Origin of the sequence: Kytococcus sedentarius, assembly GCF_041937525.1 — a bacterium.
Lineage (GTDB): Bacteria > Actinomycetota > Actinomycetes > Actinomycetales > Dermatophilaceae > Kytococcus > Kytococcus sedentarius_A.
This window is the reverse complement of record NZ_CP169391.1, coordinates 624,263-650,984: the sequence shown is the minus strand read 5'-3', so window position 1 is coordinate 650,984 and position 26,722 is coordinate 624,263. Positions and strand designations below refer to the sequence as shown.

Annotated in this window: 24 protein-coding genes, 5 tRNA genes and 1 riboswitch; of the genes, 13 read left to right on the top strand and 16 right to left on the bottom strand. The window is 71.7% G+C overall.

The features are described 5' to 3' along the window. Positions 1-7 precede the first annotated feature (7 nt). A complete protein-coding gene (locus tag ACEY2A_RS02990; RefSeq protein WP_015779506.1) occupies positions 8-274 on the top strand; it encodes a GlsB/YeaQ/YmgE family stress response membrane protein in 267 nt (88 codons plus the stop codon). Between the two features lie 85 nt (positions 275-359). On the opposite strand, the gene ACEY2A_RS02985 is transcribed toward ACEY2A_RS02990, so the two are convergent. Beyond that, entirely contained in the window at positions 360-923 is a 564-nt protein-coding gene (locus ACEY2A_RS02985; protein ID WP_075867705.1) for an HIT domain-containing protein, read from the bottom strand. A 166-nt stretch (positions 924-1,089) separates the two neighbouring features. Next, a riboswitch (cyclic di-AMP (ydaO/yuaA leader) is annotated at positions 1,090-1,272 on the top strand. A gap of 48 nt (positions 1,273-1,320) precedes the next feature. On the opposite strand from ACEY2A_RS02985, the gene ACEY2A_RS02980 reads away from it, so the two are divergent. Beyond that, positions 1,321-1,761 carry a C40 family peptidase gene (locus ACEY2A_RS02980; RefSeq protein WP_015779508.1) on the top strand — a complete coding sequence of 147 codons (441 nt, stop codon included), beginning with the start codon at positions 1,321-1,323 and terminating at the stop codon, positions 1,759-1,761. 157 nt (positions 1,762-1,918) lie between these two features. Here the strand turns inward: ACEY2A_RS02980 and thrS are convergent, their stop codons facing one another. The 4 genes from thrS to ACEY2A_RS02960 all read right to left on the bottom strand — a co-directional run bounded on the left by thrS (position 1,919) and on the right by ACEY2A_RS02960 (position 5,646). Beyond that, positions 1,919-3,901 (bottom strand): threonine--tRNA ligase, encoded by a 1,983-nt coding sequence (gene thrS, locus ACEY2A_RS02975; RefSeq protein ID WP_374929394.1) that lies wholly within the window; start codon positions 3,899-3,901, stop codon positions 1,919-1,921. A 160-nt stretch (positions 3,902-4,061) separates the two neighbouring features. Next, positions 4,062-4,135 (bottom strand) — tRNA-Val (locus tag ACEY2A_RS02970). Positions 4,136-4,228: 93 nt separating this feature from the next. Then, positions 4,229-4,711, bottom strand: coding sequence for a TIGR02611 family protein (locus tag ACEY2A_RS02965; RefSeq protein WP_374929393.1), 483 nt, complete (start codon positions 4,709-4,711; stop codon positions 4,229-4,231). After that, the gene (locus tag ACEY2A_RS02960) at positions 4,708-5,646 is read right to left on the bottom strand and encodes an aminotransferase class IV (protein ID WP_374929392.1); all 939 of its coding nucleotides are present in this window, start codon (positions 5,644-5,646) and stop codon (positions 4,708-4,710) included. Before ACEY2A_RS02960 ends, ACEY2A_RS02965 begins: the two co-directional genes overlap by 4 nt. Positions 5,647-5,693: 47 nt before the next feature. On the opposite strand from ACEY2A_RS02960, the gene ACEY2A_RS02955 reads away from it, so the two are divergent. From ACEY2A_RS02955 to ACEY2A_RS02935, 5 genes are all read left to right on the top strand, one after another. Next, positions 5,694-6,533, top strand: a complete 840-nt coding sequence (locus tag ACEY2A_RS02955; protein ID WP_374929391.1) for a thioesterase family protein — start codon at positions 5,694-5,696, stop codon at positions 6,531-6,533. Between the two features lie 141 nt (positions 6,534-6,674). Next, positions 6,675-6,747 (top strand) — tRNA-Gly (locus ACEY2A_RS02950). A 37-nt stretch (positions 6,748-6,784) separates the two neighbouring features. After that, a tRNA-Cys gene (locus ACEY2A_RS02945) sits at positions 6,785-6,855 on the top strand. 44 nt (positions 6,856-6,899) lie between these two features. Further along, positions 6,900-6,974 (top strand) — tRNA-Val (locus ACEY2A_RS02940). Between the two features lie 34 nt (positions 6,975-7,008). Beyond that, positions 7,009-7,081: transfer RNA gene (locus ACEY2A_RS02935), tRNA-Gly, on the top strand. Between the two features lie 56 nt (positions 7,082-7,137). On the opposite strand, the gene ACEY2A_RS02930 is transcribed toward ACEY2A_RS02935, so the two are convergent. From ACEY2A_RS02930 to ACEY2A_RS02910, 5 genes are all read right to left on the bottom strand, one after another. After that, on the bottom strand, positions 7,138-7,737 hold the full coding sequence (locus ACEY2A_RS02930) for a hypothetical protein (protein WP_374929390.1): 600 nt from the start codon (positions 7,735-7,737) through the stop codon (positions 7,138-7,140). Between the two features lie 23 nt (positions 7,738-7,760). After that, on the bottom strand, positions 7,761-8,507 hold the full coding sequence (locus ACEY2A_RS02925) for a DUF72 domain-containing protein (protein ID WP_374929389.1): 747 nt from the start codon (positions 8,505-8,507) through the stop codon (positions 7,761-7,763). A gap of 1 nt (position 8,508) precedes the next feature. Further along, positions 8,509-9,888 (bottom strand): YdiU family protein, encoded by a 1,380-nt coding sequence (locus tag ACEY2A_RS02920; protein ID WP_374929388.1) that lies wholly within the window; start codon positions 9,886-9,888, stop codon positions 8,509-8,511. A 2-nt stretch (positions 9,889-9,890) separates the two neighbouring features. Further along, positions 9,891-10,739: an aldo/keto reductase gene (locus ACEY2A_RS02915; protein ID WP_374929387.1), complete on the bottom strand. Its 849-nt coding sequence runs from the start codon at positions 10,737-10,739 to the stop codon at positions 9,891-9,893. 73 nt (positions 10,740-10,812) lie between these two features. Further along, positions 10,813-11,841, bottom strand: a complete 1,029-nt coding sequence (locus ACEY2A_RS02910) for a polyphosphate kinase 2 family protein (RefSeq protein ID WP_374929961.1) — start codon at positions 11,839-11,841, stop codon at positions 10,813-10,815. A 331-nt stretch (positions 11,842-12,172) separates the two neighbouring features. On the opposite strand from ACEY2A_RS02910, the gene ACEY2A_RS02905 reads away from it, so the two are divergent. Continuing rightward, entirely contained in the window at positions 12,173-12,859 is a 687-nt protein-coding gene (locus ACEY2A_RS02905; protein ID WP_374929386.1) for a dihydrofolate reductase family protein, read from the top strand. Here ACEY2A_RS02905 and ACEY2A_RS02900 read toward each other — a convergent pair. Both ACEY2A_RS02900 and glpK read right to left on the bottom strand, forming a co-directional pair. Then, entirely contained in the window at positions 12,831-14,057 is a 1,227-nt protein-coding gene (locus tag ACEY2A_RS02900; protein ID WP_374929385.1) for an alpha/beta hydrolase family protein, read from the bottom strand. The two genes, ACEY2A_RS02905 and ACEY2A_RS02900, sit on opposite strands and share 29 nt — an antisense overlap. A gap of 37 nt (positions 14,058-14,094) precedes the next feature. Further along, positions 14,095-15,639 (bottom strand): glycerol kinase GlpK, encoded by a 1,545-nt coding sequence (gene glpK / locus ACEY2A_RS02895; RefSeq protein ID WP_374929384.1) that lies wholly within the window; start codon positions 15,637-15,639, stop codon positions 14,095-14,097. Positions 15,640-15,676: 37 nt separating this feature from the next. On the opposite strand from glpK, the gene ACEY2A_RS02890 reads away from it, so the two are divergent. The 3 genes from ACEY2A_RS02890 to ACEY2A_RS02880 all read left to right on the top strand — a co-directional run bounded on the left by ACEY2A_RS02890 (position 15,677) and on the right by ACEY2A_RS02880 (position 18,904). After that, positions 15,677-16,777, top strand: a complete 1,101-nt coding sequence (locus ACEY2A_RS02890; RefSeq protein ID WP_374929383.1) for an ATP-dependent DNA ligase — start codon at positions 15,677-15,679, stop codon at positions 16,775-16,777. A 58-nt stretch (positions 16,778-16,835) separates the two neighbouring features. After that, on the top strand, positions 16,836-17,165 hold the full coding sequence (locus ACEY2A_RS02885; protein WP_374929382.1) for a hypothetical protein: 330 nt from the start codon (positions 16,836-16,838) through the stop codon (positions 17,163-17,165). 509 nt (positions 17,166-17,674) lie between these two features. Further along, on the top strand, positions 17,675-18,904 hold the full coding sequence (locus ACEY2A_RS02880) for a DUF222 domain-containing protein (protein WP_374929381.1): 1,230 nt from the start codon (positions 17,675-17,677) through the stop codon (positions 18,902-18,904). An 80-nt stretch (positions 18,905-18,984) separates the two neighbouring features. Here the strand turns inward: ACEY2A_RS02880 and ACEY2A_RS02875 are convergent, their stop codons facing one another. After that, entirely contained in the window at positions 18,985-20,046 is a 1,062-nt protein-coding gene (locus tag ACEY2A_RS02875) for a DNA polymerase domain-containing protein (RefSeq protein WP_374929380.1), read from the bottom strand. Between the two features lie 228 nt (positions 20,047-20,274). Between ACEY2A_RS02875 and ACEY2A_RS02870 the strand changes: the two genes are divergently transcribed. Together ACEY2A_RS02870 and msrB are read left to right on the top strand one after the other, a co-directional pair. Continuing rightward, a complete protein-coding gene (locus ACEY2A_RS02870) occupies positions 20,275-22,683 on the top strand; it encodes a lamin tail domain-containing protein (RefSeq protein ID WP_374929379.1) in 2,409 nt (802 codons plus the stop codon). 156 nt (positions 22,684-22,839) lie between these two features. After that, positions 22,840-23,301, top strand: a complete 462-nt coding sequence (gene msrB / locus ACEY2A_RS02865) for a peptide-methionine (R)-S-oxide reductase MsrB (protein ID WP_374929378.1) — start codon at positions 22,840-22,842, stop codon at positions 23,299-23,301. Between the two features lie 109 nt (positions 23,302-23,410). Here msrB and hemQ read toward each other — a convergent pair whose 3' ends face one another. The 3 genes from hemQ to hemE are packed head-to-tail and all read right to left on the bottom strand — an operon-like array spanning position 23,411 to position 26,666. Then, positions 23,411-24,136 carry a hydrogen peroxide-dependent heme synthase gene (gene hemQ / locus ACEY2A_RS02860; protein WP_374929377.1) on the bottom strand — a complete coding sequence of 242 codons (726 nt, stop codon included), beginning with the start codon at positions 24,134-24,136 and terminating at the stop codon, positions 23,411-23,413. Then, positions 24,133-25,557: a protoporphyrinogen oxidase gene (gene hemG, locus ACEY2A_RS02855; RefSeq protein WP_374929376.1), complete on the bottom strand. Its 1,425-nt coding sequence runs from the start codon at positions 25,555-25,557 to the stop codon at positions 24,133-24,135. The genes hemQ and hemG overlap by 4 nt, the downstream gene beginning before the upstream one ends. Further along, on the bottom strand, positions 25,557-26,666 hold the full coding sequence (gene hemE / locus ACEY2A_RS02850) for a uroporphyrinogen decarboxylase (protein ID WP_374929375.1): 1,110 nt from the start codon (positions 26,664-26,666) through the stop codon (positions 25,557-25,559). Before hemE ends, hemG begins: the two co-directional genes overlap by 1 nt. Between the last annotated feature and the right edge of the window lie 56 nt (positions 26,667-26,722).

Below are 26,722 nucleotides of genomic sequence, written 5' to 3'. Positions count from 1 at the left end.
TCCTCACATGTGGACCATCATCGCTTGGGTCGTCGTCGGCGGCATCGCCGGCTGGATCGCCTCCAAGATCATGGGTACGGATGCCTCCATGGGCATTCCGGCCAACATCATCGTCGGCGTCATCGGCGCCGCGCTGTTCGGCTTCCTGTGGAACCTGCTCTTCGCTGACGGCAACTTCATGGACGACCCGTTCAGCATCCCGAGCTTCCTGGCCTCCATCGTGGGCGCCTGCCTGCTGCTGTTCATCGTGGGCAAGGTCACCGGTCGCCGCTGACCCTCCCCGGAGCGAAGGGCCCCGTCGGACTCGTCCGGCGGGGCCCTTTCGTGTGCCCTGCGCCGTCCGGTGGGGGCAAGGTGGCTCAGGGCGCCGGCTCCTCGGCGTGGTCCCCCCAGGCCTCGGCGAGTGCGGCACGCGTGTCCTCCAGCAGCTGCGGCACCGCCTTCGTCCGGGCCACGATGGGGAAGAAGTTCGCGTCCCCGGCCCACCGCGGGACCACGTGCTGGTGCAGGTGCTCGGCCACCCCGGCGCCGGCGATCGCCCCCTGGTTCATACCCAGGTTGAAGCCGTGGCACCCGGAGACGGCCCGCACGGTGCGCAGGGCCTGTCGGGTCAGGGCCGTGAACTCGGCCAGCGCGTCGCCCGCGAGGTCCAGGTACTCCGGCACGTGCTCGTAGGGGCAGACCAGCAGGTGGCCGGGGTTGTACGGAAAGAGGTTCATGGCCACGAAGCAGTGCTCACCGCGCGCGACGATCAGCCCGTCGGCGTCGCTCCGCCGGGGGTTGTCGCAGAAGGGACAGCCCGCCGGCTCGCCCCCGCGCGAGGGGTTCGCGTCGAGGTAGGCCATCCGGTGGGGCACCCACAGGCGTTGGAAGCCGTCGGGGACGCCGGGGAGGTCGGCCGCTGACTCGGGGAGCTCGCTCATGGGTGGAGCCTAGTCATCCCCCGGTCGCGGCCCTTCCGCCGCCCCGCGCCCTCAGCGCCTTCGAAAACCATTCTGTCACTGTGATTTTCGCTGGGCATCCACCCTGGGGTTGATCTCCCTGCCGATCTGTCCTACGTTGAGCCCGCCCTCGTTCCCTTGCGGGGGTGGCGATGACCCGCTGAGTCCCACCATGTCGTCGCTGGTGTCCGACGAAAGTCGATGGTGGGAACGGAGCACCCAATCCCGACGACCTCCAGTCGTCTTGGGGTGAAGCCAGATGTCCCTCTGGCCGGTTTCACAGGAGCCGAACCCGACAGGTCATGCTTCGCAAGCGATCCTGAGATCCCTCATGTCTGCAACGACCTTTGAAATCCCTGCTGTCGTCAACCGTCGCACGATGCTGACCGGTGCGGCCGCCGCGGCCGGTGCCACCGCCCTCACCGTGGGTGGCGCCTCCGACGCCAACGCCATGACGCAGTCCTTCCGCCGTTCCATCTACCGCACCGCGCGGACCCGCGAGGGCTACCCCTACGTGTACGGCGCCGAGGGCCCCTACTCCTTCGACTGCTCCGGCCTGGTGCAGTGGGCCCACGCCCGCCACGGCATCACGCTGCCGCGCACGGCCACCACGCAGTACCGCCGCGCCCGCGCCATCTCGAAGCGCTACGCCACGCTGGGCGACATGCTCTTCATCGGCAACTACAACCACGCCTCGCACGTCGGCTTCTACGTGCCGTGGAACGGCCGCGACTACATCTTCCACTCCCCGCGTCCGGGCCGTCGCGTCGTGTGCGACCGCATCTGGACCTGGCGCTACACCACCCGCCGCTTCTACTGAGCAGCGGTCCGCTCCCCCGCGGGAGCGCCTGATCAACGCCGAAGGGCCGACATGTGCGAACGTGTCGGCCCTTCGGTGTTTCTGTGCCCGGTCCGGTTGCTGTGCCCGGGCCCCGGACCGCCTGACCGCATGGCGGCCGGGCGGCCCGGGCAGCTGGTCAGACCTGGGCGCGGGTGTCGATCGCGTCCTTGATGCGGGCGATGGAGTCGGCCACCGGCACCCCGTTCTCCTGGGAGCCGTCGCGGAAGCGGAAGGAGACGGCGCCCGCATCGCGGTCCTCTCCCCCGACGATGACGGTGAACGGCACCTTCGACTTGCTGGCGTTGCGGATCTTCTTGGGGAACCGGTCGTCGCTGGCGTCGATGTCGGTGCGGATGCCCTGGGCGCGCATCTGGGCCAGGACGTCCTCCAGGTAGGGCTGGAAGTCCTCGGCCACCGGCACGCCCAGCACCTGCACCGGCGCGAGCCACACCGGGAACTGCCCGGCGTAGTGCTCCACCAGCACACCGATGAAGCGCTCGATGGAGCCGAACTTGGCCGAGTGGATCATCACCGGCTGCTGGCGCGTGCCGTCGGCCGCGGAGTACTCCAGGCCGAAGCGCTCCGGCTGGTTGAAGTCGTACTGGATGGTCGACATCTGCCAGGTGCGGCCGATGGCGTCGCGTGCCTGCACGGAGATCTTGGGCCCGTAGTAGGCGGCGCCGCCCGGGTCCGGCACGAGCTCCAGGCCGGTCTCCGTGGCCACCTGCTCCAGCACGGCAGTGGCCTCGGCCCACTGCTCGTCGGTGCCGATGAACTTCTCCTTCTTGTCGCCCTCCTCGGCGCGCGTGGAGAGCTCCAGGTAGTAGTCGTCCATGCCGAAGTCCCGCAGCAGCGAGAGCACGAAGTCCAGCAGGTGCTTCACCTCGCCGGGGGCCTGCTCGCGCGTGACGTAGGAGTGCGAGTCGTCCTGCGTGATCATCCGTACGCGCGTGAGGCCCTGCAGCACGCCGGACTTCTCGTTGCGGTACACGGTGCCGAACTCGAAGTAGCGCAGCGGCAGCTCACGGTAGGAGCGCTGCTGGGAGCGGTAGATCAGGTTGTGCATCGGGCAGTTCATGGCCTTGATGCGGTAGGCCTGCCCGTCGTCGTCGAGCTCCGGCATCATGCCCTCGGCGTAGTAGGGCAGGTGGCCGGAGGTGTGGAACAGGCCCTCCTTGGACAGGTGGGGCGTGGTCACGTAGGAGAAGCCCTCCTCCACGTGGCGCTTCCACACGTAGTCCTCCATGGTGCGCCGCAGGATGGCGCCCTTGGGGTGGAACACCGGCAGACCGGGGCCCACCTCCTCGGGGAAGGAGTACAGGTCCATCTCCGCACCGAGCTTGCGGTGGTCGCGACGCTCGGCCTCGGCCAGGCGCTCCTGGTAGGCCTTCAGCTCGTCCTTGGAGGGCCAGGCCGTGCCGTAGACGCGCTGCAGCTGCGGGTTCTTCTCCGAGCCGCGCCAGTAGGCGGCCGCGGAGCGGGTGAGCGCGTAGCCGTTGCCGATGAGCTTGGTGGTGGGCAGGTGCGGGCCGCGGCACAGGTCGCCCCAGGCCACGCTGCCGTCCTTGCGCACGTTGTCGTAGATGGTCAGCTGCGCGCCGCCCACCTCGGCGGAGGCGCCCTCGGCAGCCTCCTCGGCGGCGCCGCCCTTGAGGCCGATCAGCTCCAGCTTGTACGGCTCGGCGGCCAGCTCGGTGCGGGCGTCCTTGTCGGAGACCTCGCGGCGTACGAAGGTCTGCCCCTCGTTGATGATGCGCTGCATGGTCTTGGACAGCTTCTTGAGGTCCTCGGGCGTGAACGGCTCGGCGACGTCGAAGTCGTAGTAGAAGCCGTCCGTGATGGGCGGGCCGATGCCCAGCTTCGCCTCGCCGAACTCCTGCTGCACCGCCTGGGCCAGCACGTGGGCGGCGGAGTGGCGCAGGATGTCCAGGCCGTCCGGCTCGTCGATGAGGACCGCCTCCACCTCGTCCCCGTCGCCCACCTCGCGGTAGAGGTCGCGCAGCTCGCCGTTCACGCGGGTGGCCACCACCCGCCGGTCGTCACCGAACAGGTCGGTGCCAGTGGTCCCCGTCTCGGCCGTACGGGGTGCGCCGTTCACGGTCAGACTGATGGGGGCCATGACTTCTCCTGTTCGTGCAGCAGCCGCTGCATGATCGATGGGGTGAGCGGCGCCCGAGCGTGCGCCGCCCGCGCAGTCTACGTGGGCCCGCGGCCCCTCCCCAGTCGCCGGGCACGCGAACGCCCCGGGGTCCTGGTGGACTCCCGGGGCGTGCAACGGGTGGGCGCAAAGGGACTCGAACCCCTGACCTCTCGCGTGTGAAGCGAACGCTCTAACCAACTGAGCTATGCGCCCGTGCGCTCGCACCGAATCCTCGGTGCGACGGCAGACAGTACCCCATCATCGCCGCTGGCACCAACCCGCCCACCGGACGGGGTGAGCTCTCCCTCATCGACGCCAGAGGGGCTCGCGGGGCACGCGGCCCCACTCGACCAGCAGGTCGGCCCAGGTGGCGGGCAGACCGGGCGGGTGACCGAAGAGGAATCCCACGCACCAGACGATGGCGGTGGCGGTGGCGAAGGTGAGCGCCAGCATCGCCAACCGGGTCCCCCACCCCTGCTGGGCGAGCCAGTGGCCGAAGGCCAGCACCTTGGCGCGCACCCAGAACAGCACCCGTGAGGCGAAGGGGAACTCGGTGGCCAGGATGAACAGGCCCACGAACACCACGGCCCAGCCCGGACCCGGGAAGGGCACCATGATCAGGCCGATGACGACCACCAGCAGACCGGCCAGGCCCACCAGCAGCTTGTAGACGGGCCCCACGCCCGGCAGCTCCCGCAGGCGCCGGCGCCAGGCCCAGTCGCGCTCGTGCAGGGGAACCGGCTCGGTGCGCGCCGCCTGGTCCGGCGGCGCCCAGCGACTCGCGGTCACGGGTCCGGGGTGGCGGCGGAGTTCTCGCGGAAGATCGCCTGCAGCTGCTGGGTGAGCGGGCCGACGGGCAGCTCACGGTCGAACGACACGCCGTACTGCTGCGAGGGCGCCGGCGGCGCGGCCAGGCCGGGCGCGGCGGCCACCGGGGACTCGGCGATCTCCACCAGGCGGCTGACCGGCTGGATGGAGCGGATGGAGCTGGTCACGAAGATCTCCTCGGCCGTGGCCAGGTCGGCCATGGGCACCTGCTCCTCGCGGACCTCGATGCCGGCGGCGCGCGCCCACTCGATGACCAGGCCGCGGGTGACACCGGCCAGCGGGCCACGGTCCAGGCCGGGGGTGCGCAGCACGCCGTCGGTCACCACGAAGGTGTTGGACCCCGTGCCCTCGCACAGGTCGCCCTCGCTGGTGGCGAAGAGGCACTCGGTGGCGCCCACGCGGCTGGCCGCGAGCAGCATCACGGCGTTCTCCGCGTACGAGGTGGTCTTCAGGCCGGTGACGGTGGAGAACAGGTTGCGCCGCCAGGGGCCCACGGCGACGGTCGTGTCGCCCTCCATGCCCGGGTCGGCCGCCAGGGCCACGATGTAGGTGGGCTCGGTCTCGTAGCGACCGGAGCCGAGCGGGCCGCGGCCACCGGTGACGGTGTAGCGCAGGCGGGCCAGCGGCGGGTGACCCCGCTCCTCTGAGACGGCCAGCACCGCATCGATCCCCTCATCGAGACGGGCCCGGTCCAGCGGCGCCAGGCCGATGCCGGCGAGCGACCGGTCCATGCGGTCGTGGTGGCGCGTGCGCGCGAAGACGACCCCGTGGCGCACCTCGGCGGTCTCGAAGACACCGTCGCCGACGGTGATGCCGTGGTCGATGGGCAGGATGGCGGCCTGGTCGGCGGGGACGAGCTGGCCGTTGACCCAGACGATGGGCTGTGCGTCGTTCATGGGGCCACTGTAGGACCGCACCACCGGGCCACACCTAGGCTGCCGGTATGACAGAGCGCCCCACCCTGCCCGAGCCCGACCAGATCGTCGCCGACCTGCCCACCGATGAGCAGGCCTACTTCCTGCCCCTCGGTGACGGCCGGTACCAGCCGACCCTGCACATCCAGGGGGCGTGGCGCCCCTGGGAGCACCACCTGGCACCGGTGGTGGGCCTGGTGACACACGAGCTGATGCGGCACGAGCCGCGGGAGGACATGCAGCTCTCCCGGTTGACCGTGGAGGCCTACGGCGTGATGCCGGCGATGCCGTCCACCATCGAGGTGCGCACCGTGCGCCCGGGGCGCACCATCGAGCTGCTCGAGGCCACGATGACGATCGGCGACCGGGTGGTCGTGCGCGCCCACGCGTGGCGCATCCAGGTGGTGGACACCGCCGAGGTGGCCGGGCAGGAGATCGAGCGACTGCCGGAGCCGGAGTCGCTGCCGGAGTGGGACGGCATGCACGTGTGGAGCGGCGGCTTCATCAACTCGTTGGACTTCAAGGAGATCGACGGGCACGGACCCGGGCGGGGCCGGGCGTGGCTGCGTACCGACCTGCCGCTGGTCAAGGGTCAGGAGGTCTCCCCCATCGCGGCGGCCATGGGCCTCTCGGACACGGCGAACGGCATCGGCCCGCGGAAGGACCCGCGGGAGTGGATGTTCCCCAACGTGGAGATCAGCATCCACATCTGGCGGCAGCCGGTGCCCGGCTGGGTGGGGCTCGACGGGCAGGTGGCCTGGGGCCCGACCGGTGCGGGGCTGACCTCCACCTGGATGCACGACGCCCAGGGTGCGTTCGCCCGCATCGAGCAGTCGCTGACCGTGCGGCCCATGCCCGAGGCGCTCTGAGGCGGCCCCGGGCAGGACGACCGGGCACGACACGCACGCGCGCTCGACACGCGCGGGTTTGGCACCGGGGCCGAACTTGGTTATTGTTGCCCAGCGCCGCAGGGACCGGGTCGTGGAATTCGGCACAGTCACAGCGCGCAGGCGGACATAGCTCAGTTGGTAGAGCGCAACCTTGCCAAGGTTGAGGTCGCCGGTTCGAGCCCGGTTGTCCGCTCCGAGGTCCTCCGACCTCTCGGGGTCCACGACCTCATGGTGGAGTGGCCGAGAGGCGAGGCAGCGGCCTGCAAAGCCGTATACACGGGTTCGAATCCCGTCTCCACCTCGAGGTGACGTCCGCGTCACCACCACGTCGGAGCAATCCGACACGGGCGATTGGCGCAGCGGTAGCGCGCTTCCTTGACACGGAAGAGGTCACTGGTTCAAACCCAGTATCGCCCACCAGCGCAGGGACTCCCCGATGGGGAGCCTCGCGCAGGCGGACATAGCTCAGTTGGTAGAGCGCAACCTTGCCAAGGTTGAGGTCGCCGGTTCGAGCCCGGTTGTCCGCTCTACGAGAAGGCCCGCACCCCCAGGGTGTGGGCCTTCTGCTGTGTGGCGGGTCTGGTCAGGCTCCCACGTCCCTGCGGTCCGCTCTGCCAGCGAGGACCAGCACGACGACCACGCCCACCAGTCCCGCGAGTACCAGCAGGGTGCCGGCCGCCAGATCCGACCAGTGCTGCACCCAGGTGGACGGCCTGTCCGCGAAGTGGCCCACGACGAAGGGCTCGACCACGGCGCCCACCGGCACGGTCAGCCTCCCCAGCAGGCCGATGAGGTCGGCACGCCGGGACAGATGGCCCACCACACCCAGGGGTGCGCAGAAGAGCACCGCCACCACGAACCACGCCAGGTTGGACGCCCAGATCCCCCACCCGAAGACACCCAACGCCATCCCCAGCACGTAGTGCAGCACCAGGGCACCCTCCGCGGCGGCCACGGCCACCAGCGCCGCCAGCCACCACGACCGTGCCTGCCGCCCGGCCAGCACCGCGAGCCCCGCCCAGGCGGTACCCGAGTTCAGCAGGATGCTCAGCGTCCGGCGAACCACCGAGTACTCCCGGTGCCCGCCCTCGACCTCCCCGGGCACCATCATGTTCGAGGCCAGCGACAGCACCGCCAGTGCCACCACTGCCCCCACGACCGTCACCACACCCCCGCGCGTCATGCGGTGACCGTAGCCGACCGGGGTCACTCCCCCGCGGCGTCCACGAGCCCCCGCAGTGTCAGGGCGTTGAAGGCCGCGTGGCCGTGGTTGTCGTTGTTGAAGTAGACGTAGGCCGGGCGCTGACCGTCCGTCAGCTCGGCCAGGCGTGGCACCCAGGCCGCGAGCTCCTCATCGGAGAACGAGCCACCGTAACGCCAGTTCGGGTCGGCGTTGTGGAAGCGCACGTAGGCCAGGCGCCCCGCGGCCCGCAGGATCGGCTCCTGCTCGGCGATCACCGAGACCACGAAGCCGGCGCCGTGCCTCTCCAGGAGGTCCAGCACCCCGTCGTCCAGGCCCTCCAGCCAGGTCTCGTGCTGGAACTCCACCGCCACCCGGACGCGCTCCGGCAGCAGGCCGAGGAAGTGGCCCAACCGGTCGTCGTCACGTCCGAGGTTCGCCGGCAGCTGCATCACCAACGGCCCGGCGTGGTCCCCCAGCAGGTCCATCGTGTGGGTGATGCGCTCCACCCAGTCCTGCGGGTCGTTGAGCTTGCGGAAGTGCGTCAGGTACCGCGAGGCCTTGACCGTCATCTCGAAGCCCTCGGGCATGCGGTCACGCCACCCCTCGACCGTGCGGTCGGCCGGCCACCGGTAGTGCGACCCGTTCAGCTCCACGGTGTCGAAGCGTTCGGCGTAGTGGTCGAACTGGTCCTTCACCCGCAGGCCGTCGGGGTAGAAGGTGCCGCGCCAGTGCTTGTAGGTCCACCCGGAGGTGCCGATGCGGACGTCCATCTCAGGTGCCACAGAAGGTGACGTGGGGCGGGCAACCGGGCGGCGCGGGCTCGGCGAGGTCCTCGAGCCCCGGTCGCTCGGTGAACGGGTCGCGCAGCGCGCCGACCAGTCGCTCGAAGGGCGCCAGGTCGCCGGCCGTCGCCGCCTCGAGCACCTCCTCCACGACGTGGTTGCGCGGCACGTACACCGGGTTCACCGCGCGCAGACGCTCCGCCCGGGGCACGTCCCCGGCGGCCTCGGCCTCATCGGCCAGTCCACGGAAGGACGCGGTGTGGTCCAGCCCCTCGGCGCTCAGGTGCTCCAGGTACTCGGCCACCTTGGCGGCGTCCACCTCATCGAGACCGAGCTTGGCGGAGAACACCTCCGCGTGCTGCGCCCGGTACTCCTCGGCGAAACCGACCACCACCTCCGTGGCCCGCTCCACCGCGCGCTCGGCGTCGTCGTCGATGAGGGGCAGCAGCGCCTCGGCGAGCCGCGCCAGGTTCCACTGCGCCACCGCCGGCTGGTTGCCGTAGGCGTACCGGCCACCGGTGTCGATGGAGCTGAACACCGCCCCCGGGTCGTGCGCCTCCAGCATGGCGACGGGCCCGTAGTCGATGGTCTCGCCCGAGAGGGTCATGTTGTCGGTGTTCATCACCCCGTGCACCAGGCCGACGCCCATCCACTGCGCCACGAGCCGCGCCTGGGCGGACGTGACCGCGCGCAGCAGGGCCAGCGCCTCGGGCTCGGGGCCCTCGAGCAGCTCCGGATGGTGGCGCTGCAGGGCGTAACGCACCAGCCGCGCGGTAACCTCCGGCCCGTGGGAGGCCGCCGCGTGCTGCACGGTGCCCACCCGCAGATGGCTGGAGGCGACCCGCGCCAGCAACGCCCCGGGCAAGGTCGCCTCACGCTGCACCGGCTCCCCCGTGGCCACCACGGCCAGCGACCGGGTGGTCGGGATGCCCACGGCGTGGGCGAACACGCTGAACAGGTGCTCGCGCAGCATCGGGCCGACGGCGGCCTTGCCGTCCCCACCACGGGCGAAGGGCGTCCGCCCCGAGCCCTTGAGGTGCAGGTCCACCGTGCGCCCCGCGGCATCGGTGAGCTCGCCCAGCAGCAGCGCCCGGCCGTCACCCAGCAGCGGGGAGAACCCGCCGAACTGGTGACCGGCGTAGGCCTGGGCCACGGTGGGCGGCGCGTCCGGGAGGTCCCCGAGGTCACCGGTCAGGAAGCGCAGGCCGGCAGCGGAGGCCAGCCACCCCGCATCGAGGCCGAGGTCGGCGGCCACCGCCTCGTCGAGCGCGAGGAGGGTGGGCGTGGCGACGGGCGCGGCTTCCCAGGGCTGCGACAGCTCCGGGACGGCCGCGGCGTACCCCTGGGCGAGGCGGGGCAGAGGACCCACGCTCAGTCCATCTGGGTGAAGTTGGCCTCGTCCGGGTCAGGGAAGAGGCGCTCGGGGGTGTCCAGGCCCGTGATCTCGGCCATGTCGCCGGGGCTCAGCTCGAAGCCGAACAGGTCGATGTTGCTGGCGATGCGCTCGGGCGTGACCGACTTGGGGATCACGATGCGCCCCTCCTGCAGGTGCCAGCGCAGCACGACCTGGCCCGGCGTGACGCCCTTCTCCTGGGCGATGCGGGTGATGGCCGGCAGGTCCAGGTCCTTCGCCTGACCCAGCGGCGCGTAGGCCTCGACGGCCAGTCCGTGCTCCCGCGAGGCCTCCTGGGTGGCGGGCTGCTGGAAGCTGGGGTGCAGCTCGATCTGGTTGACCGCCGGCACCACCGTGGCGTCCTGCAGCACGTCCCGCAGGTGGTGCGGCAGGAAGTTGGAGACGCCGATGGCGCGGGCCAGACCGTCGCGGTAGCCCTGCTCCAGGTCGGTCCACGCCTCGCGGTAGGTGCCCAGCCCCGGGGCCGGCCAGTGCACCAGGTACAGGTCCACCCGGTCCAGACCCAGCTGCTCCAGGCTGGTCTCGAAAGCCGCGCGGGCCGTGCCGGCAGCCTGCTCACCGTTGCGGAGCTTGGTGGTGACGAACAGCTCCTCGCGCGGGATGCCCGAGGCACGCAGGGCCTTGCCCACGGCGGCCTCGTTGGCGTACCCGGCGGCGGTGTCGATGTGGCGGTACCCAGCCTCCAGCGCCGTCTCCACCGCCTGCTGGGTCTGCGCCGGCGGAACCTTGAACACGCCGAAGCCCACCTGGGGCATCTGCACCCCGTTGTTCAGGGTGATGGTGGGGACGTCCTGGGGTGCTGCCATGGGTGGCCTCCTGAAGTGTGGCTGTCCCCGTGGTCAGCACCCCGGACGGCGTGCGTGTTCCCGATCCGGCGGATCAGTCCGTGGACGCGTCGTCCTCGGGGGCGTCCTCGGGCGCGTCGTTGCCAGGCGCGGACTCAGCCCCCGACGCAGACTCAGCCTCCAGCTCCGCCACCGCCTCGGCAGCGGCCTCCTCCTCGGCCAGCTCCCGCGCCGCGATCTGCTCCTGCAGACGCTCGGTGTTGGCCTCCACGTCGAAGTCCGCCTCCGGCCACTGCAGGTCCAGCGCCCGCAGGTGCTCCAGCACCAGCTGCTGCACCGCCAGGCGGGCGTACCATTTGCGGTCGGCCGGCACCACGAACCACGGCGCGCCCTTGGTGGAGCAGCGCGTCAGGGCCACCTGGTAGGCCTCCTGGTAGTCGTCCCAGTACTCGCGCTCGTCGAGGTCACCGGGGTTGAACTTCCAGTGCTTGTCCGGCCGCTCCAGGCGCTCCATGAGCCGCTCCGACTGCTCCTGCGGCGAGATGTGCAGCATCACCTTGACCATGGTGATGCCCTCCGCGGCCAGCTCGCGCTCGAAGGCGTTGATGAGCTTGTAGCGCTCCTTCCACTTCTCCGGCGGCACCAGGTCGTGCACACGGGCCACCAGCACGTCCTCGTAGTGGGAGCGGTCGAACACCCCGACGTGCCCCGGCTCGGGCAGCTCCTTGCGGATGCGCCACAGGAAGTCGTGCTTCTTCTCCTCGGCCGTGGGGGCCTTGAAGGCGGCGATCTGCACACCCTGGGGGTCCATGGCGCCGATCACGTGTCGCATGACGCCGCCCTTGCCGGAGGTGTCCATGCCCTGCACCACCAGCAGCAGCCGACGCTTCTCCCCGCGGGTGCCGGCCGCCCACAGGCGCTCCTGCAGCTCGTCGAGCTCGTCGTTGCTGGCCGCCATGGCCAGCTTGCCCTGCACCTTGTTGCCGGCGAACGCGGGGGTGGCACCCGGGTCGACCTCCTCCAACCGGAAGCCGGTGCCCACACGCAGGGCATCGCTGAACGGTGTGCCGCCGTTCTCGATCAGCTCGGCGGCCTCGGTCAGCGCCTCCTCACTGGGGCCCAGGTCGTCCTCGGTGGGCTCCCCCGTGGGCTCCTCGGCGGCCTGGTCCTCGGCCTCCTTGCGAGAGGCCTCGGCCTGCTTCTGGGCCTCCTTCTTGGCCTTCTTGCGGACCTTCTCAGCCTCCTTCTGGGCCTCCTCGGCCTCCTTGCGAGCAGCCTCGGCCTGCTTCTCGGCCTTCTTGCGGGCCTCCTCGGCCTGCTCCTGGGCCTTCTTGCGGGCCTTCTCGGCCTCCTTCAGCGCCTTCTTCTCCGCCTTGGCTGCCTTTTCCAGCTTCTCGAGCTTCTTCTTGGCGTCCTTCTTCTTTCCCATGAGCCCACTCTGCCACCCTGACCCCATGCGTGACCTGATGACCGGCCGGGGCCCCCTCGCCGACGCCGACCTGGCCGAGCTCTACGCCCCACCCCTCGATGCGGTGAGCCTGGGTGCCGCCCGCACCCGCGGACTGTGGGTGCGCACCAACCTGGTGACCTCCCTGGACGGCGCCGTGACCGGGCCCGATGGGGTGAGCGGCTCGCTGGGCACGGAGCCCGACGCCCGGGTGTTCGGGCTCCTGCGGGCGCTGTGCGACGTGGTGCTGGTGGGTGGCTCCACCGCCCGCCGGGAGGCCTACCGGCCGGTGACCGTCGACCCGCGCTGGGCGCCCTTCCGCACCGCCGCGGGCCTCAGCGAGGGGCCGCCGGTCCTGGCCGTGGTGACCCGCAGCGGCGACCTCGGACCCACCCTCGCTCCCAGCCGACAGGTGGTGGCGGTGGACGGCAGCGCAGGCCTGGCCGGCGTGCTGTCAGACCTGCACGCAGCCGGTCACCGCGTGGTGCTCTGTGAGGGCGGCCCCTCCCTCTGGCAGCAGCTGCTGGCCGAACAGCTGGTGGACGAGTGGTGCCAGACGCTGGCACCCACGCACGTCGGTGGCGATGCCGGGTCGCTCCCCCGAGCCCTGCCCACCCCGGCGTCCTGGGGCCTGGCCGGCCTGCTGGAGGAGGACTCGGTGCTGCTCAGTCGCTGGCGGCAACCTCACGGGTGACGAAGCGCTGCACCGCCAGCTCCCAGCCCTGCGGGTCGGTGTTCCACTCACGGCAGTGCATGCCCGCCGGCCACTCGTCCAGCGTCACCAGGTCCGGCCGCAGCTCCGCCAGCTCGCGCGAGGAGGCCACCGGCACCACCTCGTCCTGGCGGGAGTGGATCACCAGCATCGGGTGCCGCAGCTCCCCTGCCCGGTCCAGCCAGTTCATCAGTGCCAGGTCGCGCGGCTCGCTGATGGCGAAGAGGAACTTGGCCTCCTCACGCCCCATCAGGTGGCGGGCCAGCTGCTCCACCCCGGCCGGCACGCGTGCCCGGCTCGCGGCGTGGGAGAGCACCCGGCCCCAGTCCACGACCGGGGCGTCCAGCACGACGGAGGTCACCGCATCGGCGTGCTCGGACTGGGCGAGGGTCTGCAGGACGATCGCTCCCCCCATCGAGTAGCCGACCAGGACGATCTCGGTGGCGCCGTGCTCCACCGCGTACGCCAGTGCGGCGTCGATGTCGCGCCACTCGGTGAGTCCCAGGTTGTACCGGCCGTCGGCACTGCGGGGCGCCTCGGTGTCGTTGCGGTAGGCCGGCACCAGACAGGCGTACCCGGCCTCGCGGAAGGGGGCGATGGCGCGGAAGCCCTCCTCCCGGCGCGCGGCGCGGCCGTGCACGGTGACCATCCAGCGGTCGTGGCGCACGTGCTCGCCGTCGGCCACGACATCGGTCACGCCCTCGGGGAACACCTGCCAGCAGGGGAACTCGCCGATGTCCGAGGCCAGCGTCAGGTCCCGGGCGGGCAGGCCCAGCGCCTGCCGGGGGTCGCGCGGGTAGTAGTAGGGGTTCAGACGAGCCGGCCCCGGCTCGGGGAGCGCGTCGTCCACCTCGTCCAGCCGGCGCACCACGCGCCCGCTGTCCTCGTGGTGCTCGATGACGTCACTGAACCGCAGGTGCCCGTCGCCCCCCTTGAGCCACAGGCCGTAGCGCCCCGGCTGCAGGGTGAGGTGGTTGGCCGCCAGCGTCACCGTGTGGGCGTGGGTGTCCACGGACAACAGCTCGCAGTCGTCGGGGTGCACCGCATCGGGGGTGAGCACCCGGCGGCCGAAGTACGCGGCCGTGCCCACCACGGCGGCACCGGCCACCGCGGCGGTGCTCCCGACCACCCAGCCGGTCACCGCCCCGATGCGTCGCCACATGGCGGCCGTCAGTGCCATGGGCGGATTCTACGGGCCGGGGCCACGGACGTCGTGGTCACTCGTCCTCCACCCAGTCCAGGGTGCGCTCCACGGCCTTCGACCAGCGGCGCACCTCCCGCTCCCGGTCCTCGGCATCCATCTGCGGCTCCCAGCGGTGCGACTCGTGCCAGTGGGCGGCGAGCTCGGCGGTGTCCTCCCAGTACCCGACGGCCAGCCCCGCGGCGTACGCAGCACCCAGTGCGGTGGTCTCGCTGACCTCCGGCACCACCACCGGCAGGCCCAGGATGTCGCTCTGGAACTGCATGAGGGTCTGGTTGACGGTCATGCCCCCGTCGGCACGCAGCTCGGAGACCTCGAGGTCCAGGTCGTGGGCGTCGGCCCGCATCGCGTCCACCACCTCGCGGGTCTGGAAACCCGTGGCCTCCAGCACGGCCCGGGCGATGTGGCCCTTGTTCACGTAGCGCGTCAGCCCCACCAGGGCGCCGCGGGCGTCCGAGCGCCAGTGCGGCGCGAACAGGCCCGAGAAGGCCGGCACGAAGTAGGCGCCGCCGTTGTCCTCCACCGTGGCCGCGAGCTCCTCCACCTCCGATGCGGTGCCGATGAGACCGATGTTGTCGCGCAGCCACTGCACCAGCGAGCCCGTCACCGCGATGGAGCCCTCCAGCGCGTACACCGGGTCGTCCTCGCCGAGCTTCCAGCACAGGGTGGTGAGCAGGCCGTGGTGGGAGGTCACCGGCTCGCTGCCGGTGTTGAGCAGCAGGAAGTTGCCCGTGCCGTAGGTGTTCTTGGCCATGCCCGGGGTGAAACAGGCCTGCCCCAGGGTCGCGGCGTGCTGGTCGCCCAGGGCACCGGCCACGGGCACACCGGCCAGGATGCTGTCGTCGTCCACCACCCCGTACACCTCGGAGGAGGAGCGGATTTGCGGCAGCATCGACAGCGGGATGCCCATCGCCTCGCAGATGCCCGGGTCCCACTCCAGGGTGCGCAGGTCCATCAGCATCGTGCGCGAGGCGTTCGTGACGTCGGTGACGTGCACTCCCCCCTCGGGCCCGCCGGTGAGATTCCAGATCACCCAGGAGTCCGTGGTGCCGAAGAGCAGGTCGCCGGCCTCCGCGCGCTCGCGGGCGCCCTCGACGTTCTGGAGGATCCAGCGCACCTTGGGGCCGGCGAAGTAGGTGGTCAGGGGCAGGCCGCACACGTCGCGGAAGCGGTCGTCCCCCATCGGCTCTCCGTCCGGCCCGGGCTCGGAGGCGAGCTGCTCGACCGTCGCCCGGGTGCGGGTGTCCTGCCAGACGATGGCGTTGCACACCGGCTCGCCGGTGTGCCGGTCCCAGACCACGGTGGTCTCCCGCTGGTTGGTGATGCCCAGCGCGGCGATGTGGGCAGCGTTCGTGTCCGCGGCCGTGAGGGCCCCACCCAGCACCGTGCGGGTGGTGCGCCAGATCTCCATCGGGTCGTGCTCCACCCACCCCGGCCGCGGCAGCACCTGCTCGTGCTCCAGCTGGTCCGAGGCCACGATGTGGCCCTCGTGGTCGAAGACGATGGCGCGGGTGCTGGTGGTCCCCTGGTCCAGGGCCAGCACGTAGCGGGAGGTGCTCATGAGGGCACCCTGCCACGCGGTGGGCGACACTGGGCCCATGACCACAGGCGATGCCGTGACCCTGCCCGGCGTGATGCTGGCCAAGGCGGCCAAGGGCGTGCCCGCCCCCGACGCGCTGCCCGGCGGGTGCAGCTACGAACCCAAGTGGGACGGCTTCCGCATCCTGGTGGTGCGGGGTGCCCTGGCCGACCCCGCGACCGCGGTGGGCGAGGGGGACGAGGCGACCGACCTCATCGGACGCAGCGGGAAGTCGCTGGCGCGGTACTTCCCCGAGGTGATCGAGGCGATGCGGGTGATCCCGGCGCCGGCGGTGGTGGACGGCGAGCTGGTGGTGCGCTCCGGGGAGCCCGGGGCCGAACGGCTGGACTGGGACGCGCTCTCGCAACGCATCCACCCGGCGGCCTCCCGCATCGAGCGACTCTCGGACGAGACGCCGGGTGAGGTGATCTGCTTCGACCTGCTGGTGGACGGCTCCGGTGAGCTGCTGGAGGCGCCCTTCGCGACCCGCCGCGAGAGGTTGGCGGCGCTGGTGGGCGGGCTCCCCGCATCGAGTGGGGTGCACCTGACGCGGACGACGACGGACGCGGACGAGGCCGAGCGGTGGTTCACCGAGTTCGAGGGCGCGGGACTGGACGGGATCATCGCCAAGGGGCTGGACAGCCCGTACGAGCCCGGCAAGCGGACGATGCTGAAGGTCAAGCACAAGCGCACGGCCGATGCGGTGGTGGTGGGCTACCGCGTGCACAAGAGCGGATCCGGGGTGGGGTCGCTGCTGCTGGGGCTGTTCTCCGAGGGCGAGCTGGTACCGGTGGGTGGGATCTCGGCGTTCACGGCGGCGCGGCGCGTGGAGCTGGAGGACGAGCTGCAGCCGCTGGTGTTGCGCGACGCCTCCGGGGAGGTGGCGCAGGCCGAACGGGAACGCAACCGCTTCACCTCCGCCAAGGACACGAGCTACGTGCCGCTGCGGCCCGAACGAGTGGTGGAGGTGGCCTTCGACCAGCTGGAGGGACACCGTTTCCGGCACGCTGTGACCTTCGTGCGCTGGCGGGACGACAAGGACCCGGGCGAGTGCACCCTGGAGCAGGTTGACGTGGCCTCCGGATACGATCTGAACGCCGTGCTGGCGGCGGATTCCTGAGTCCTGTGCGGCGCGGTTCGCTGCCGGATGCCCTGACCCACCGACCCTCGGAGATGTGATGCCTGCCCTGCTGCTCGAGACCGCTGCCGAGAGCCGATCCTGGGTGCCCGGGGCCGTGAGCGCCGCCGTGATGGTGGGCGTGGGGGTGCTGATGATGGCGCGCTCCGGAGCGCTGCCCGTGCCGGTGCGTGGGGTGGTGCGGTCGATGTCGATCGTGGCGATCCTGGTGGGGATCGCGCTGTTCATGCTGGGCTGGCAGGGCATGGGCTGGGTGGCCCTGGCGCTGGTGACCTTGGTGGCGCTGCTGCTGGTGGTGGGCGGGACGGGTTTCCTGGCCGCCCGCGCGCAGCGGCTGACCCGCGCCGGGCGGGGCGGGCGCGCGGGGTGAGGTGCCCCCGCGGCGCGCCGGTGAGTTTCCACAGGTCGGGCGGTCTCTCCACGGGCGATGGGCGCTCGTCCACATGTACGATCCGGGGTTGCACATGTGTTCTCGAATGGGCTACACTGGGTGCACGAGGTCGGGACAGGGGGTTTCGGCCGGGACGGTTCGCGGGGGTGAGTCATGGGAACGTGGACCACGGATTCGACGGCTTGCCCTGTGTCCGCCGCGAACGGGGCCGTCGAGTCGTTGCACCGCGACCTGGACGCCACGCTCGAGGCCATCGCACAGCTCAGCGCGCGGACCGACCCCGTGGCCCCCGGCGCGCTGCGTGGACTGCTCGCTGAGCTGGACCGTGCGGTCAACAAGCTGGAGTCGGCCCGCCTGAGGGTGGGCGACGTGGCCCGCGCCGAGCGCGAGGCCGGGCGGTCCCACCACCTGGACGAGGGGCAGTTCTACCGACGTGGGGCAGGGCCGACGGGCGGCAGGCTGCCCTCGACGGCGCGCTGGCCGGGGAGTTGGGCAACGGCACGATCGCCGGGGGCCCGGGGAAGGGTGCGCTCGCCGGGGAACAGGGCAACGGCGCACCGGAGGGTGGGACGGGACGATCCGCGACCGGTCGCGCGCTCGACGCAGGGGACATCTCGAAGGCGCACGCGGCCATCATCGTGAAGGAGCTGGACCGCCTGCCGGACACGCTCTCCCCGGCCGACCGGGAGCGGGTGGAGGAGGCGCTGGTGGCGTCGGCCACCCGGTTGAACCCGGCCTCCTTCCGACGTGCGGCGCGCCGCTGCCTGGACGCCCTGGAGGTTCCGCAGGAGGTGGTCGACGCCCACGAGGACCAGGGAGTCAGCAGCGAGGAACGGCGCGCGTGGGACAAGGCAAGGTTCTCGATCCGGCACGGCCAGGACGGGAGGAGCACCGGTTACTTCGTGGTGCCGACCCTGCAGGGCAGGATGATCGAGAAGGTGGTCGGCGCGATGGTCTCCCCCACCCGGCGGCGTCGGCCCGGCATGGCGGAGCCTGCGGGCGATGGGCCTGCGGGCGCGGCTGCCGGCGGTGGGCCCGCGGGGGCATCTGCAGGCGCTTGGCCTGTGGGCGACACGAGTGACCACGGGGTGGACCACGGGGCCGACGCACGGGCGGAGATGCGCGCGCAGGACGAGATCGACTGGCAGCACGAGCGCGGCAAGGCGCTTGCGGAGTTGTTCGAGCGCATGCCCGTCGACCACCTGGGACACAAGGTGACCGCCACCGTCGTGGTGCACACCGACCTGGAGACCCTGCGCGGCGAGGTGGCCCGCTCGGGCCGCACGGACGTGGGCGAGAAGGTGTCGGCCGGGCAGCTGCGACGGATCGCGGCGGAGGCGAACCTCATCCCGAGCGTGCTGGGCGGCCCCTCGCTCCCCCTCGACCTCGGAACGCAGAAACGCTTCTTCACGATCAACCAGCGGCTGGCACTCAGCACGATCTACTCGGAGTGCGCCGCGGCAGGATGCGATCGACCCTTCAGCTGGTGCCAGATCCATCACGACAGACCGTGGGCTGCCCGGCGGGGCTCACCGGAAGGTGACCCGCAGCTCCGCGGACCCACCGACCTGGCCAACGCCATCCCCTTGTGCGGTCCACACAACAGGGCCGTCGAGGCACCCGGGGTCACACACCGGGTGGAACGCGACAGCGCCGGGGTGGCCACCGTGCACTTCGAGGACCCCGCACCCTCCCGAGCCTCACGAGGTCTGCTGTGAGCGCGCGTTCAGCTGTGCGTCGAGGTTCCACTGTCCTACGACGTTCCGCTGCCGTTGGAGGTGCAGCTCTCCTTGGAGGTTCAGCCATCCTTCGAGCGTGCCCGCGAGGGCTGCACCCGCGGTGGCTCGCCGGGCATCTTGGGATGGTCCGGGGGAAAGGGCTCCTCCCCCAGGCCGCGTTCCAGGTCGGCCTGCCACATCTCCATGGCACCGCTGAAGGAGGCTCGGCGGTCGGCCATGCCTGCCCACGGGTCGGGCTCGCTCAGGTGGTCGGCGACGGTGGGGATCACCACCTGGCCGGGCACCACGTCATCGACGCGATCCCAGGCCACCGGCAGCGAGACCGGCGCGCCGGGCAGGGCGCGAGGGCTCCACGCGCCGGCGAGGGTGCGGTCGCGGCAGTGCTGGTTGAAGTCGATGAAGCACTTGTCGCCCCGCTCCTCCTTCCACCAGCGGGTGGTCACGAGCTCCGGGAGGCGCCGCTCGAGCTCTCGGGCCACGGCGATCACCCCGTGCCGCACGTCCAGGAACTCGGCCTCCGGCTCGATGGGGGCGAACACGTGCAGACCCCGGTTGCCGGAGGTCTTCACGTACGCCGTCAGGCCCAGCTCGCCGAGCAGCTCGCGGGCGGCCCGGGCGATGGTGACGACGTCGCCGAAGCCGCGCCCCGGCATCGGGTCGAGGTCCAGGCGCACCTGGTCGGGGCAGTCGTTGAGGAGCTCCCCGGTGTGGTCGCTGGTGCGCACCGGCCAGGGGTGGAAGGTGAGCGTGGACATCTGCGCCGCCCAGACGGCGCTGGCGATCTCGTCGATCACCACCTGCTCGTGGGAGCGGCCACTGGGATAGGTGCAGGTGGTGGTGCGCAGGAAGTCCGGGGCCCCCTTGGGTGGGTTCTTGGAGTAGAACTCCTCCCCCGTGATGCCGGTGGGAAAGCGCTGGAGGGTGATGGGACGGTCGGCGTTCGCCTCCAGGAAGCGATCGCCCACGGCCACCAGGTACGCGGCGACGTCGGCCTTGGTGACGTCCGCGGACCCCGGCTGGTCACCAGCAGGACACATGACGCGATCCGGGCTGGAGAGCCGCACGGAGCGGGCCTGCCCGTCAGGACCGGGGACCTCGAGGGAGATTGCCTTGCTGGCCATGGACCGAGAGTAGTGGCCCGACGCGCCGCAGGAGTGGCTGACGAGCGGGCGGCTGCGCGTCCGTGGCTGCCGCACGAGTGCGCAGGTGCGCGCCCGTGGCACCCGCCTGCGTGCAGGGGGGGCGCCACTCGCGAGTTCGACATGCCGTCACCCGACGTTCACCGAACGGGCACCTCCGCGGGTCACAGTGACCGGCGGACCTGAACCACTCACTCCCGGAAGGCCATCATGCGCCCCACCCCTCGTCGCAGTCTCGCCCTGAGCGCTGCGCTCCTGCTCCCCACCGTGTCCCTCGTGGGCCCCGTCAGCCCGGCCGCCCACGCGGCGAGCCCCAACGTGGTCATCAACGAGGCCTACGGGGGTGGCGGCAACTCCGGCGCCCCAGTGCGCAACGACTTCGTGGAGCTGTTCAACCGCTCCAGCGCACCGGTGGACCTCACCGGATGGACCCTGGAGTACCGGTCGGCCAGCGGCACCAGCGCCCAGCGCACCCCGCTGACCGGCAGCATCCCGGCCGGCGGCCACTTCCTGGTGCAGCAGGCGGCCGGAGCCAACCAGTCGGCCAGCCCCCTGCCCACCCCGGATGTCACTGGCACCACGGCCATGTCGTCCTCGGGCGCCAAGCTGCAGCTGGTGGGTCCGGACGGATCGGTCGTCGACCTGCTGGGCTGGGGCGACGCCAACGCATCCGAGGGCTCCCCCGCCGACCGCACCTCGAACACCACCTCGGTGGCCCGCACGGAACCGTGCTGGGACACCGACTCGAACGCCGGCGACTTCACCACCGGTGCCCCCACGCCCCAGAACGCCAGCACCCCCGTCCGTGACTGCGAAGCCGTCGGCGACCCGGAGCCCGCCCCGGAGCCGGTCTCGGCCACCGTCTCCGAGATCCAGGGGGCAGCCCACCGCTCCCGGCTGGAGGGTGAGCAGGTGCAGGACGTCCAGGGCGTGGTCACGGCCACCCAACGCAACGGGTTCTGGATGCAGTCCCTGACCCCCGACAACGACCCGGCCACCAGCGAGGGCCTCTACGTCTACTCCCCCGACGGCGTGGACGTGTCCGTCGGCGACACGGTGGACGTGGCCGGCACCGTCACCGAGAACCGCCCCGGCGGCCAGGGTGGCTGGGACAACCTGACCACCACCCAGCTCAGCCAGCCCGAGGTGAAGGTCACCGGCACCGCCGACCTGCCCGCCCCCGTGGTGCTGGGTGAGGACGTCGTGGTGCCCGCCCAGACCATCGATGCGGGTGAGCCCGGGTCGGTGGAGGACGACGCGGCGGTCTTCCAGCCGCAGCGCGACGCCATCGACACCTACGAGTCGCTGGAGGGCATGCAGATCGGAGTGCGCGACGCCCAGGCGGTGGGCCCCACCGCCTCCTTCGGGGAGATCCCCGTGGTCCCCAGCACGGTCGGCGCCCGGATCAGCATCGCCGGCGGTGTGGTCTACGGCGGGTACGACCAGCCCAACGCGATGCGCGTGCACCTGGACGACGGCATCCTCGGCCCCGACGCGCTGCCGCAGGTGGACACCGGCGCCCGGTTCGCGGGCCTGACCAGCGGGGTGCTCGACTACTCCTTCGCCAACTACAAGCTGCAGGTCACCGACCTGGGCGAGGTGACGGCCAGCCCCTTCACCCGCGAGGTCACCCACCCCAACCGTCGCGACGCCGTGGACGTGGCCACCTTCAACGTGGAGAACCTCGCGCCCACCGACGACTCCGGCAAGTTCGCCGGACTGGCCGACCAGCTCGTGACGCACCTCAACGCGCCGGACATCGTGGCGCTGGAGGAGATCCAGGACAACAACGGCTCCCAGAACGACGGCACCGTGGACTCCACGACGACCGTCACCAAGCTCATCGACGCCATCGAGGCTGCCGGTGGCCCGCGCTACGAGGCCACCTGGATCAACCCCGAGGACGGCGCGGACGGTGGCCAGCCCGGCGGGAACATCCGCAACGTGTTCCTGCACCGCACCGACGTTCCGGGTCTGCGCTTCGTGGAGCGTGCCGGAGGCGACGCCACCACGGCGACCGCTGCGCAGAGCCGCGGCCCGTGGGCCAAGCTGTCGGTCTCGCCGGGACGCATCAACCCCATGAGCCCGGCCTGGGAGGACTCGCGCAAGCCGCTCGTGGCCGAGTACTCCTACCGGGGCCGGCCGCTGTTCGTGATCGGCGTGCACTTCTCGTCCAAGGGCGGGGACGACCCGCTGTTCGGCCGCTGGCAGGAGCCGGAGCGTGGCTCGGAGGAGCAGCGGCTGCAGCAGGCCCGTGAGGTGCGTGGCTTCGTGGACTCGCTGCTGGAGAAGGACGCGGACGCCAACGTGATCGTGGCCGGGGACGTCAACGACTTCGAGTTCTCCCCGGTCACCGACACCCTCGTGGGGTCCGGTGACACGGCCCTGCGTGACCTGCCCCGCGAGCTCGCCCCTGCCGACCGGTACACCTACAACTACCAGGGCAACTCACAGGTGCTGGACCACATCCTGCTCTCGCGGAATCTCACGGAGGCCGGCCGATCCGCCGGTGGAGAGGCGTACCAGCACGACGTGGTGCACGTGAACGCCGACTTCCACGACCAGCTCAGCGACCACGACCCGCAGGTCGTGAGCATCCCGTGGCGGACGCTGCGCTGAGGCGCTGCGCCCTGCAGTGCTGCCGGCTGGCGTGGAGGACGCTGCGCTGAGGCGCTCAGGCCCTACAGGGCTGCTGGCGGGCGGGGGTCATCGGGCTGCGGCTCGGTGGCCCCCCGCCGGCTGCGCGGAGTGGGTGCCGGTGGGAGAATCGGAGCCATGGACATCCCCATCCTCAACTCCGCCAAGTACGCCAAGGGCCGCGACGACTCCGAGTGGCGCGAGGAGCTCTCCGCCGAGGAGTACGCCGTGTTGCGTCAGGCGGGCACCGAGCGCCCCGGCACGGGGAAGTTCGACTCCTTCGACTCCCCGGGCACCTACTCCTGCCGCGCCTGCGGCACCGAGCTGTTCCAGAGCACCACGAAGTTCGACGCCCACTGTGGCTGGCCCGCCTTCTTCGCACCCCTGGCCGATGACCGGGTGGAGTACCTGAAGGACAACTCGCTGCCCGGCCGTCCCCGCGTGGAGGCCCGCTGCGCCGCCTGCGGATCCCACCTGGGTCACGTCTTCGAGGGCGAGGGCTTCGACACCCCCACCGACCTGCGCTACTGCATCAACTCCGTCTGCCTGACCTTCACGCCGGACGAGGGCGGCGAGCCGGTGCGCGGCAGCCACGACTGAGGGACACCACCGAGGAGGACACGACGAAGGGGGCCACCCGTGGGTGGCCCCCTTCGTCACGCCGCGGCGTGGACCGCGACGCTCGCAGCGCCGTCGCTGTCGTTCTCGTTCAGACCGCCGGGTGGTGCGGCAGCTCCCTCACCAGCTGTCCCACCGGAATCCGCTTGCCGGTGTGGAAGGGGGTCTCCTCCTTGACGTGCCGGCGGGCATCGGTCTCCCGCATCGTGCGCATGAGGTCCACGATCTGGCCCAGGTCGTCGGACTCGAACGCCAGCACCCACTCGTAGTCACCCAGGCCGAACGCCGGGATGGTGTTGGCACGGACCTCCTGGTAGGGACGGGCGGCCTGACCGTGCTCCATCAGCATGCGGCGACGCTCCTCGGGGTCCATGAGGTACCAGTCCACCGACCGCACGAAGGGGTACAGGCACAGGTACTCACGCACCCGGCCCCCGGCGAGGAAGGCCGGCACGTGGCTCTTGTTGAACTCCGCCGGACGGTGCAGCGCCGAGACGCTCCACGTGGCGTGCGAGCGAGCGCCCAGCTCCGTCCGCCGGAACGCCTTGTACGCCGCCTGCAGCTGGTCGTTGGACTCGGCGTGCCACCAGATCAGGAAGTCGGCCCCAGCCCGCATGCCGGCCAGGTCGTACACCCCGCGGAGCTCCACACCCTGCTCGGCCAGCCCCTCGAAGAACGCCTCGGCCTCCCCCGCGATCTCCTCGATCCGGTCCGCCGGCAGCGCCTGCGGCACCTCGAACACCGACCACATCGTGTAGCGGATGGACTCGTTGATCTCCCGGACCTTGCTCGGGCTGACTCGATCGCGATCGCTCATGGGGTCATTGTCCCACCGGCCACCAGTCGCGAGGCAGCGCCCCGGGCGGTGGCGATGCAGGCTGGGATGCCCACCCCGTCGTAGGCCGACCCGGCCAGCTCGATGCTCTCCAGGTCGCCCACCGCGGCCAGCACCCCGGCGACGCGGTCCACGTGCCCCACGTCGTACTGCGGGAGCCCGTCGACCCACCGCTGCACGTGGTGCTCCACCGGGTCCGGCAGCTCCTGACCGCTGTCCTCGCGCACCGCCGTCCGCAGGTCCTGCAGGGCCAGCCGTGCCAGCGCCGCATCCCCGTGCTCGAGCACCTCGTCGTCACCGGCCCGCCCCAGCGAGGCCCGCACGTAGACCACGTCGTCGTCCCCCACGTGCGGCCACTTGGCCGAGCTGAACGTGGCCGCCTTGATGGCCCGCCCGTCCACCGGGGGCACCAGGAAGCCCGAGCGCTCCAGCGGCGGCATCGTGGCCGCCGGGAAGGCGAAGGTGACCACCGCCATCGATGCGGTGCGCACACCCGCCAGGTCGGCCGCCGCCTCCGGGGCCACGCCGGCCAGCAGCCGCGCGGCCGCCGGCGCCGGCACGGCCAGGAGCACCGCATCGGCAGCGAGGGTGTCCCCGCCACCCAGCGCGAGGTCCCAGCCGACCGCCTGGTGCGCGCCGCGGCGCTCCAGGGCGACCACCTCGGTACCGGTCCGCAGTGTGACGCCCCGATCCACCAGGTGGCGCGCCAGCTCCTCCGGCAGCCGCCCCAGTCCACCCTCCAACGAGGCGAACGGCGGCACCGGACGGGCCTGGGTGCCCCCGCTGCGGGGCGTCATGGCCGCCACCGCGTCCACCAGCGGCGTGCCCTCGCGGGCCACCTTCGCGAGCGCCGGGATACAGGCCTGCAGCGACAGTCGCCGCGCGTCGCCGGCATAGACACCGCCCAGCAGCGGCTCGACCAGCCGGTCCACGACCGCGGGTCCCATGCGCTGCTCGACGAAGTCGCCCACCGAGAGGTCCTGGTGCACCGGATCGTGGGGGCGACCGGTGTCCTGGGCGCGCTCCACCTCATCGGGGGTGAGGAGGCCCTGCGCCAGCGACGGGTCACCGGGCACCCCCATGACGGTGCCCCGCGGCACCGGGTGGAAGCCGCCACGCGACCACACCGAGGCGGGCACCCCCGTGGGACGGTGCAGCTCGGAGGTGAGGCCCAGCTCCTCGATGAGGTCGAGCGCCTCGGTGCGCGTCGTCAGCACCGACTCCGCACCCAGGTCGACGGGGTTGCCCGCCACCTCGCGGCGCTTGAGCACCCCGCCCACGCGCTGACGAGCCTCCAGGACCGTCACCTCACGCGGCGGGACGCCCTCGTGCTCCACCAGCTGCCACGCGGCCACGAGACCACTGATGCCGCCCCCGACGACGACCAGCGAGCGCGCCCCCATCAGCAACCGGAGATCTCGTGCACCCGGGCGGTCACGCGGGTGAGCACGTCCGGGTCGGTCGAGGGCAGCACCCCGTGGCCCAGGTTGAAGATGTGGCCCGGTGCCTGCCGGCCGGCCTCGACGATCTCGTCGACGCGGGCCATCAGCGGCGCGTCCGGGGCGAACAACAGTGCCGGGTCCAGATTGCCCTGCAGGGCGTACCGGCCCTGCGTGCGCTCCAGGGCGTCGGCGAGGTCCACCCGGTAGTCCACGCCCACCACCTCGGCGCCCGCCTGGCCCATCAGGTCGAGCAGTTCACCGGTGCCCACCCCGAAGTGGATGCGGGGCACCCGGCCCTCCACCGAGGCGAGCGCAGCCGCGGAGTGCGGCGCGACGAAGCGCTGGTAGTCCGCGCGGTTGAGGTAGCCCACCCACGAGTCGAAGAGCTGCACCGCATCGGCCCCGGCGTCCACCTGGACCTGCAGGAACGCGCCGGCGATGGCCGCAAGGCGCTCGCACAGGGCGTTCCAGAGCTCGGGGTCGCCGTGCATGAGGGCCTTGGTGCGCTCATGGTTCTTGGACGGCCCGCCCTCCACGAGATAGCTGGCCAGGGTGAAGGGGGCGCCGGCGAAGCCGATGAGGGCCTGGTCCGGCCGCAGCGCGGAGCGGACCGCGGCGATGGACTCGCTGATGTCCGGCACCATGTCCGGCGTCAGCTCCGGCAGGCGGTCCAGGTCGGCGCGGGTGCGGAAGGGCTCGGCCACGACGGGGCCGGTGCCGGGGACGATGTCGAGGTCCACCCCCAGGGCGTGGATCGGCACCACGATGTCGCTGAAGAAGATGGCGGCGTCCACGTCGTGGCGGCGCACCGGCTGCAGGGTGATCTCCGTGCACAGCTCCGGGGTGCGGCAGGCCTCCAGCATGGCGTTGCCCTCGCGCAGGGCGCGGTACTCCGGCAGGGAGCGACCCGCCTGGCGCATGAACCACACCGGCGTGTGCGACACCTCCCGGCCGCGTGCGGCGGCGACGAGGGTGGGCACCTGCTGGCCCTGCGCCGAGCCGTCCGGCACGGGCGTGGAGGGGGTGGCGTCGGAGGACGAGGAGCGGGGGGAGGCGGTGGGGTCCGTCATGCCCCCCATGGTCCCACGGCGCGCCTGCGGGAGGTTGTCGGTGGCCCCCCATATCG

Coding starts and splice junctions, on each gene's coding strand:
- ACEY2A_RS02990 (WP_015779506.1), top strand. CDS start 8: ATGTGGACCATCATCGCTTGGGTCGTCGTCGGCGGCATCGCCGGCTGG.
- ACEY2A_RS02985 (WP_075867705.1), bottom strand. CDS start 923: ATGAGCGAGCTCCCCGAGTCAGCGGCCGACCTCCCCGGCGTCCCCGAC.
- ACEY2A_RS02980 (WP_015779508.1), top strand. CDS start 1,321: ATGCTGACCGGTGCGGCCGCCGCGGCCGGTGCCACCGCCCTCACCGTG.
- thrS (WP_374929394.1), bottom strand. CDS start 3,901: ATGGCCCCCATCAGTCTGACCGTGAACGGCGCACCCCGTACGGCCGAG.
- ACEY2A_RS02960 (WP_374929392.1), bottom strand. CDS start 5,646: ATGAACGACGCACAGCCCATCGTCTGGGTCAACGGCCAGCTCGTCCCC.
- ACEY2A_RS02955 (WP_374929391.1), top strand. CDS start 5,694: ATGACAGAGCGCCCCACCCTGCCCGAGCCCGACCAGATCGTCGCCGAC.
- ACEY2A_RS02930 (WP_374929390.1), bottom strand. CDS start 7,737: ATGACGCGCGGGGGTGTGGTGACGGTCGTGGGGGCAGTGGTGGCACTG.
- ACEY2A_RS02925 (WP_374929389.1), bottom strand. CDS start 8,507: ATGGACGTCCGCATCGGCACCTCCGGGTGGACCTACAAGCACTGGCGC.
- ACEY2A_RS02915 (WP_374929387.1), bottom strand. CDS start 10,739: ATGGCAGCACCCCAGGACGTCCCCACCATCACCCTGAACAACGGGGTG.
- ACEY2A_RS02905 (WP_374929386.1), top strand. CDS start 12,173: ATGCGTGACCTGATGACCGGCCGGGGCCCCCTCGCCGACGCCGACCTG.
- ACEY2A_RS02900 (WP_374929385.1), bottom strand. CDS start 14,057: ATGGCACTGACGGCCGCCATGTGGCGACGCATCGGGGCGGTGACCGGC.
- glpK (WP_374929384.1), bottom strand. CDS start 15,639: ATGAGCACCTCCCGCTACGTGCTGGCCCTGGACCAGGGGACCACCAGC.
- ACEY2A_RS02890 (WP_374929383.1), top strand. CDS start 15,677: ATGACCACAGGCGATGCCGTGACCCTGCCCGGCGTGATGCTGGCCAAG.
- ACEY2A_RS02885 (WP_374929382.1), top strand. CDS start 16,836: ATGCCTGCCCTGCTGCTCGAGACCGCTGCCGAGAGCCGATCCTGGGTG.
- ACEY2A_RS02875 (WP_374929380.1), bottom strand. CDS start 20,046: ATGGCCAGCAAGGCAATCTCCCTCGAGGTCCCCGGTCCTGACGGGCAG.
- ACEY2A_RS02870 (WP_374929379.1), top strand. CDS start 20,275: ATGCGCCCCACCCCTCGTCGCAGTCTCGCCCTGAGCGCTGCGCTCCTG.
- msrB (WP_374929378.1), top strand. CDS start 22,840: ATGGACATCCCCATCCTCAACTCCGCCAAGTACGCCAAGGGCCGCGAC.
- hemQ (WP_374929377.1), bottom strand. CDS start 24,136: ATGAGCGATCGCGATCGAGTCAGCCCGAGCAAGGTCCGGGAGATCAAC.
- hemG (WP_374929376.1), bottom strand. CDS start 25,557: ATGGGGGCGCGCTCGCTGGTCGTCGTCGGGGGCGGCATCAGTGGTCTC.
- hemE (WP_374929375.1), bottom strand. CDS start 26,666: ATGACGGACCCCACCGCCTCCCCCCGCTCCTCGTCCTCCGACGCCACC.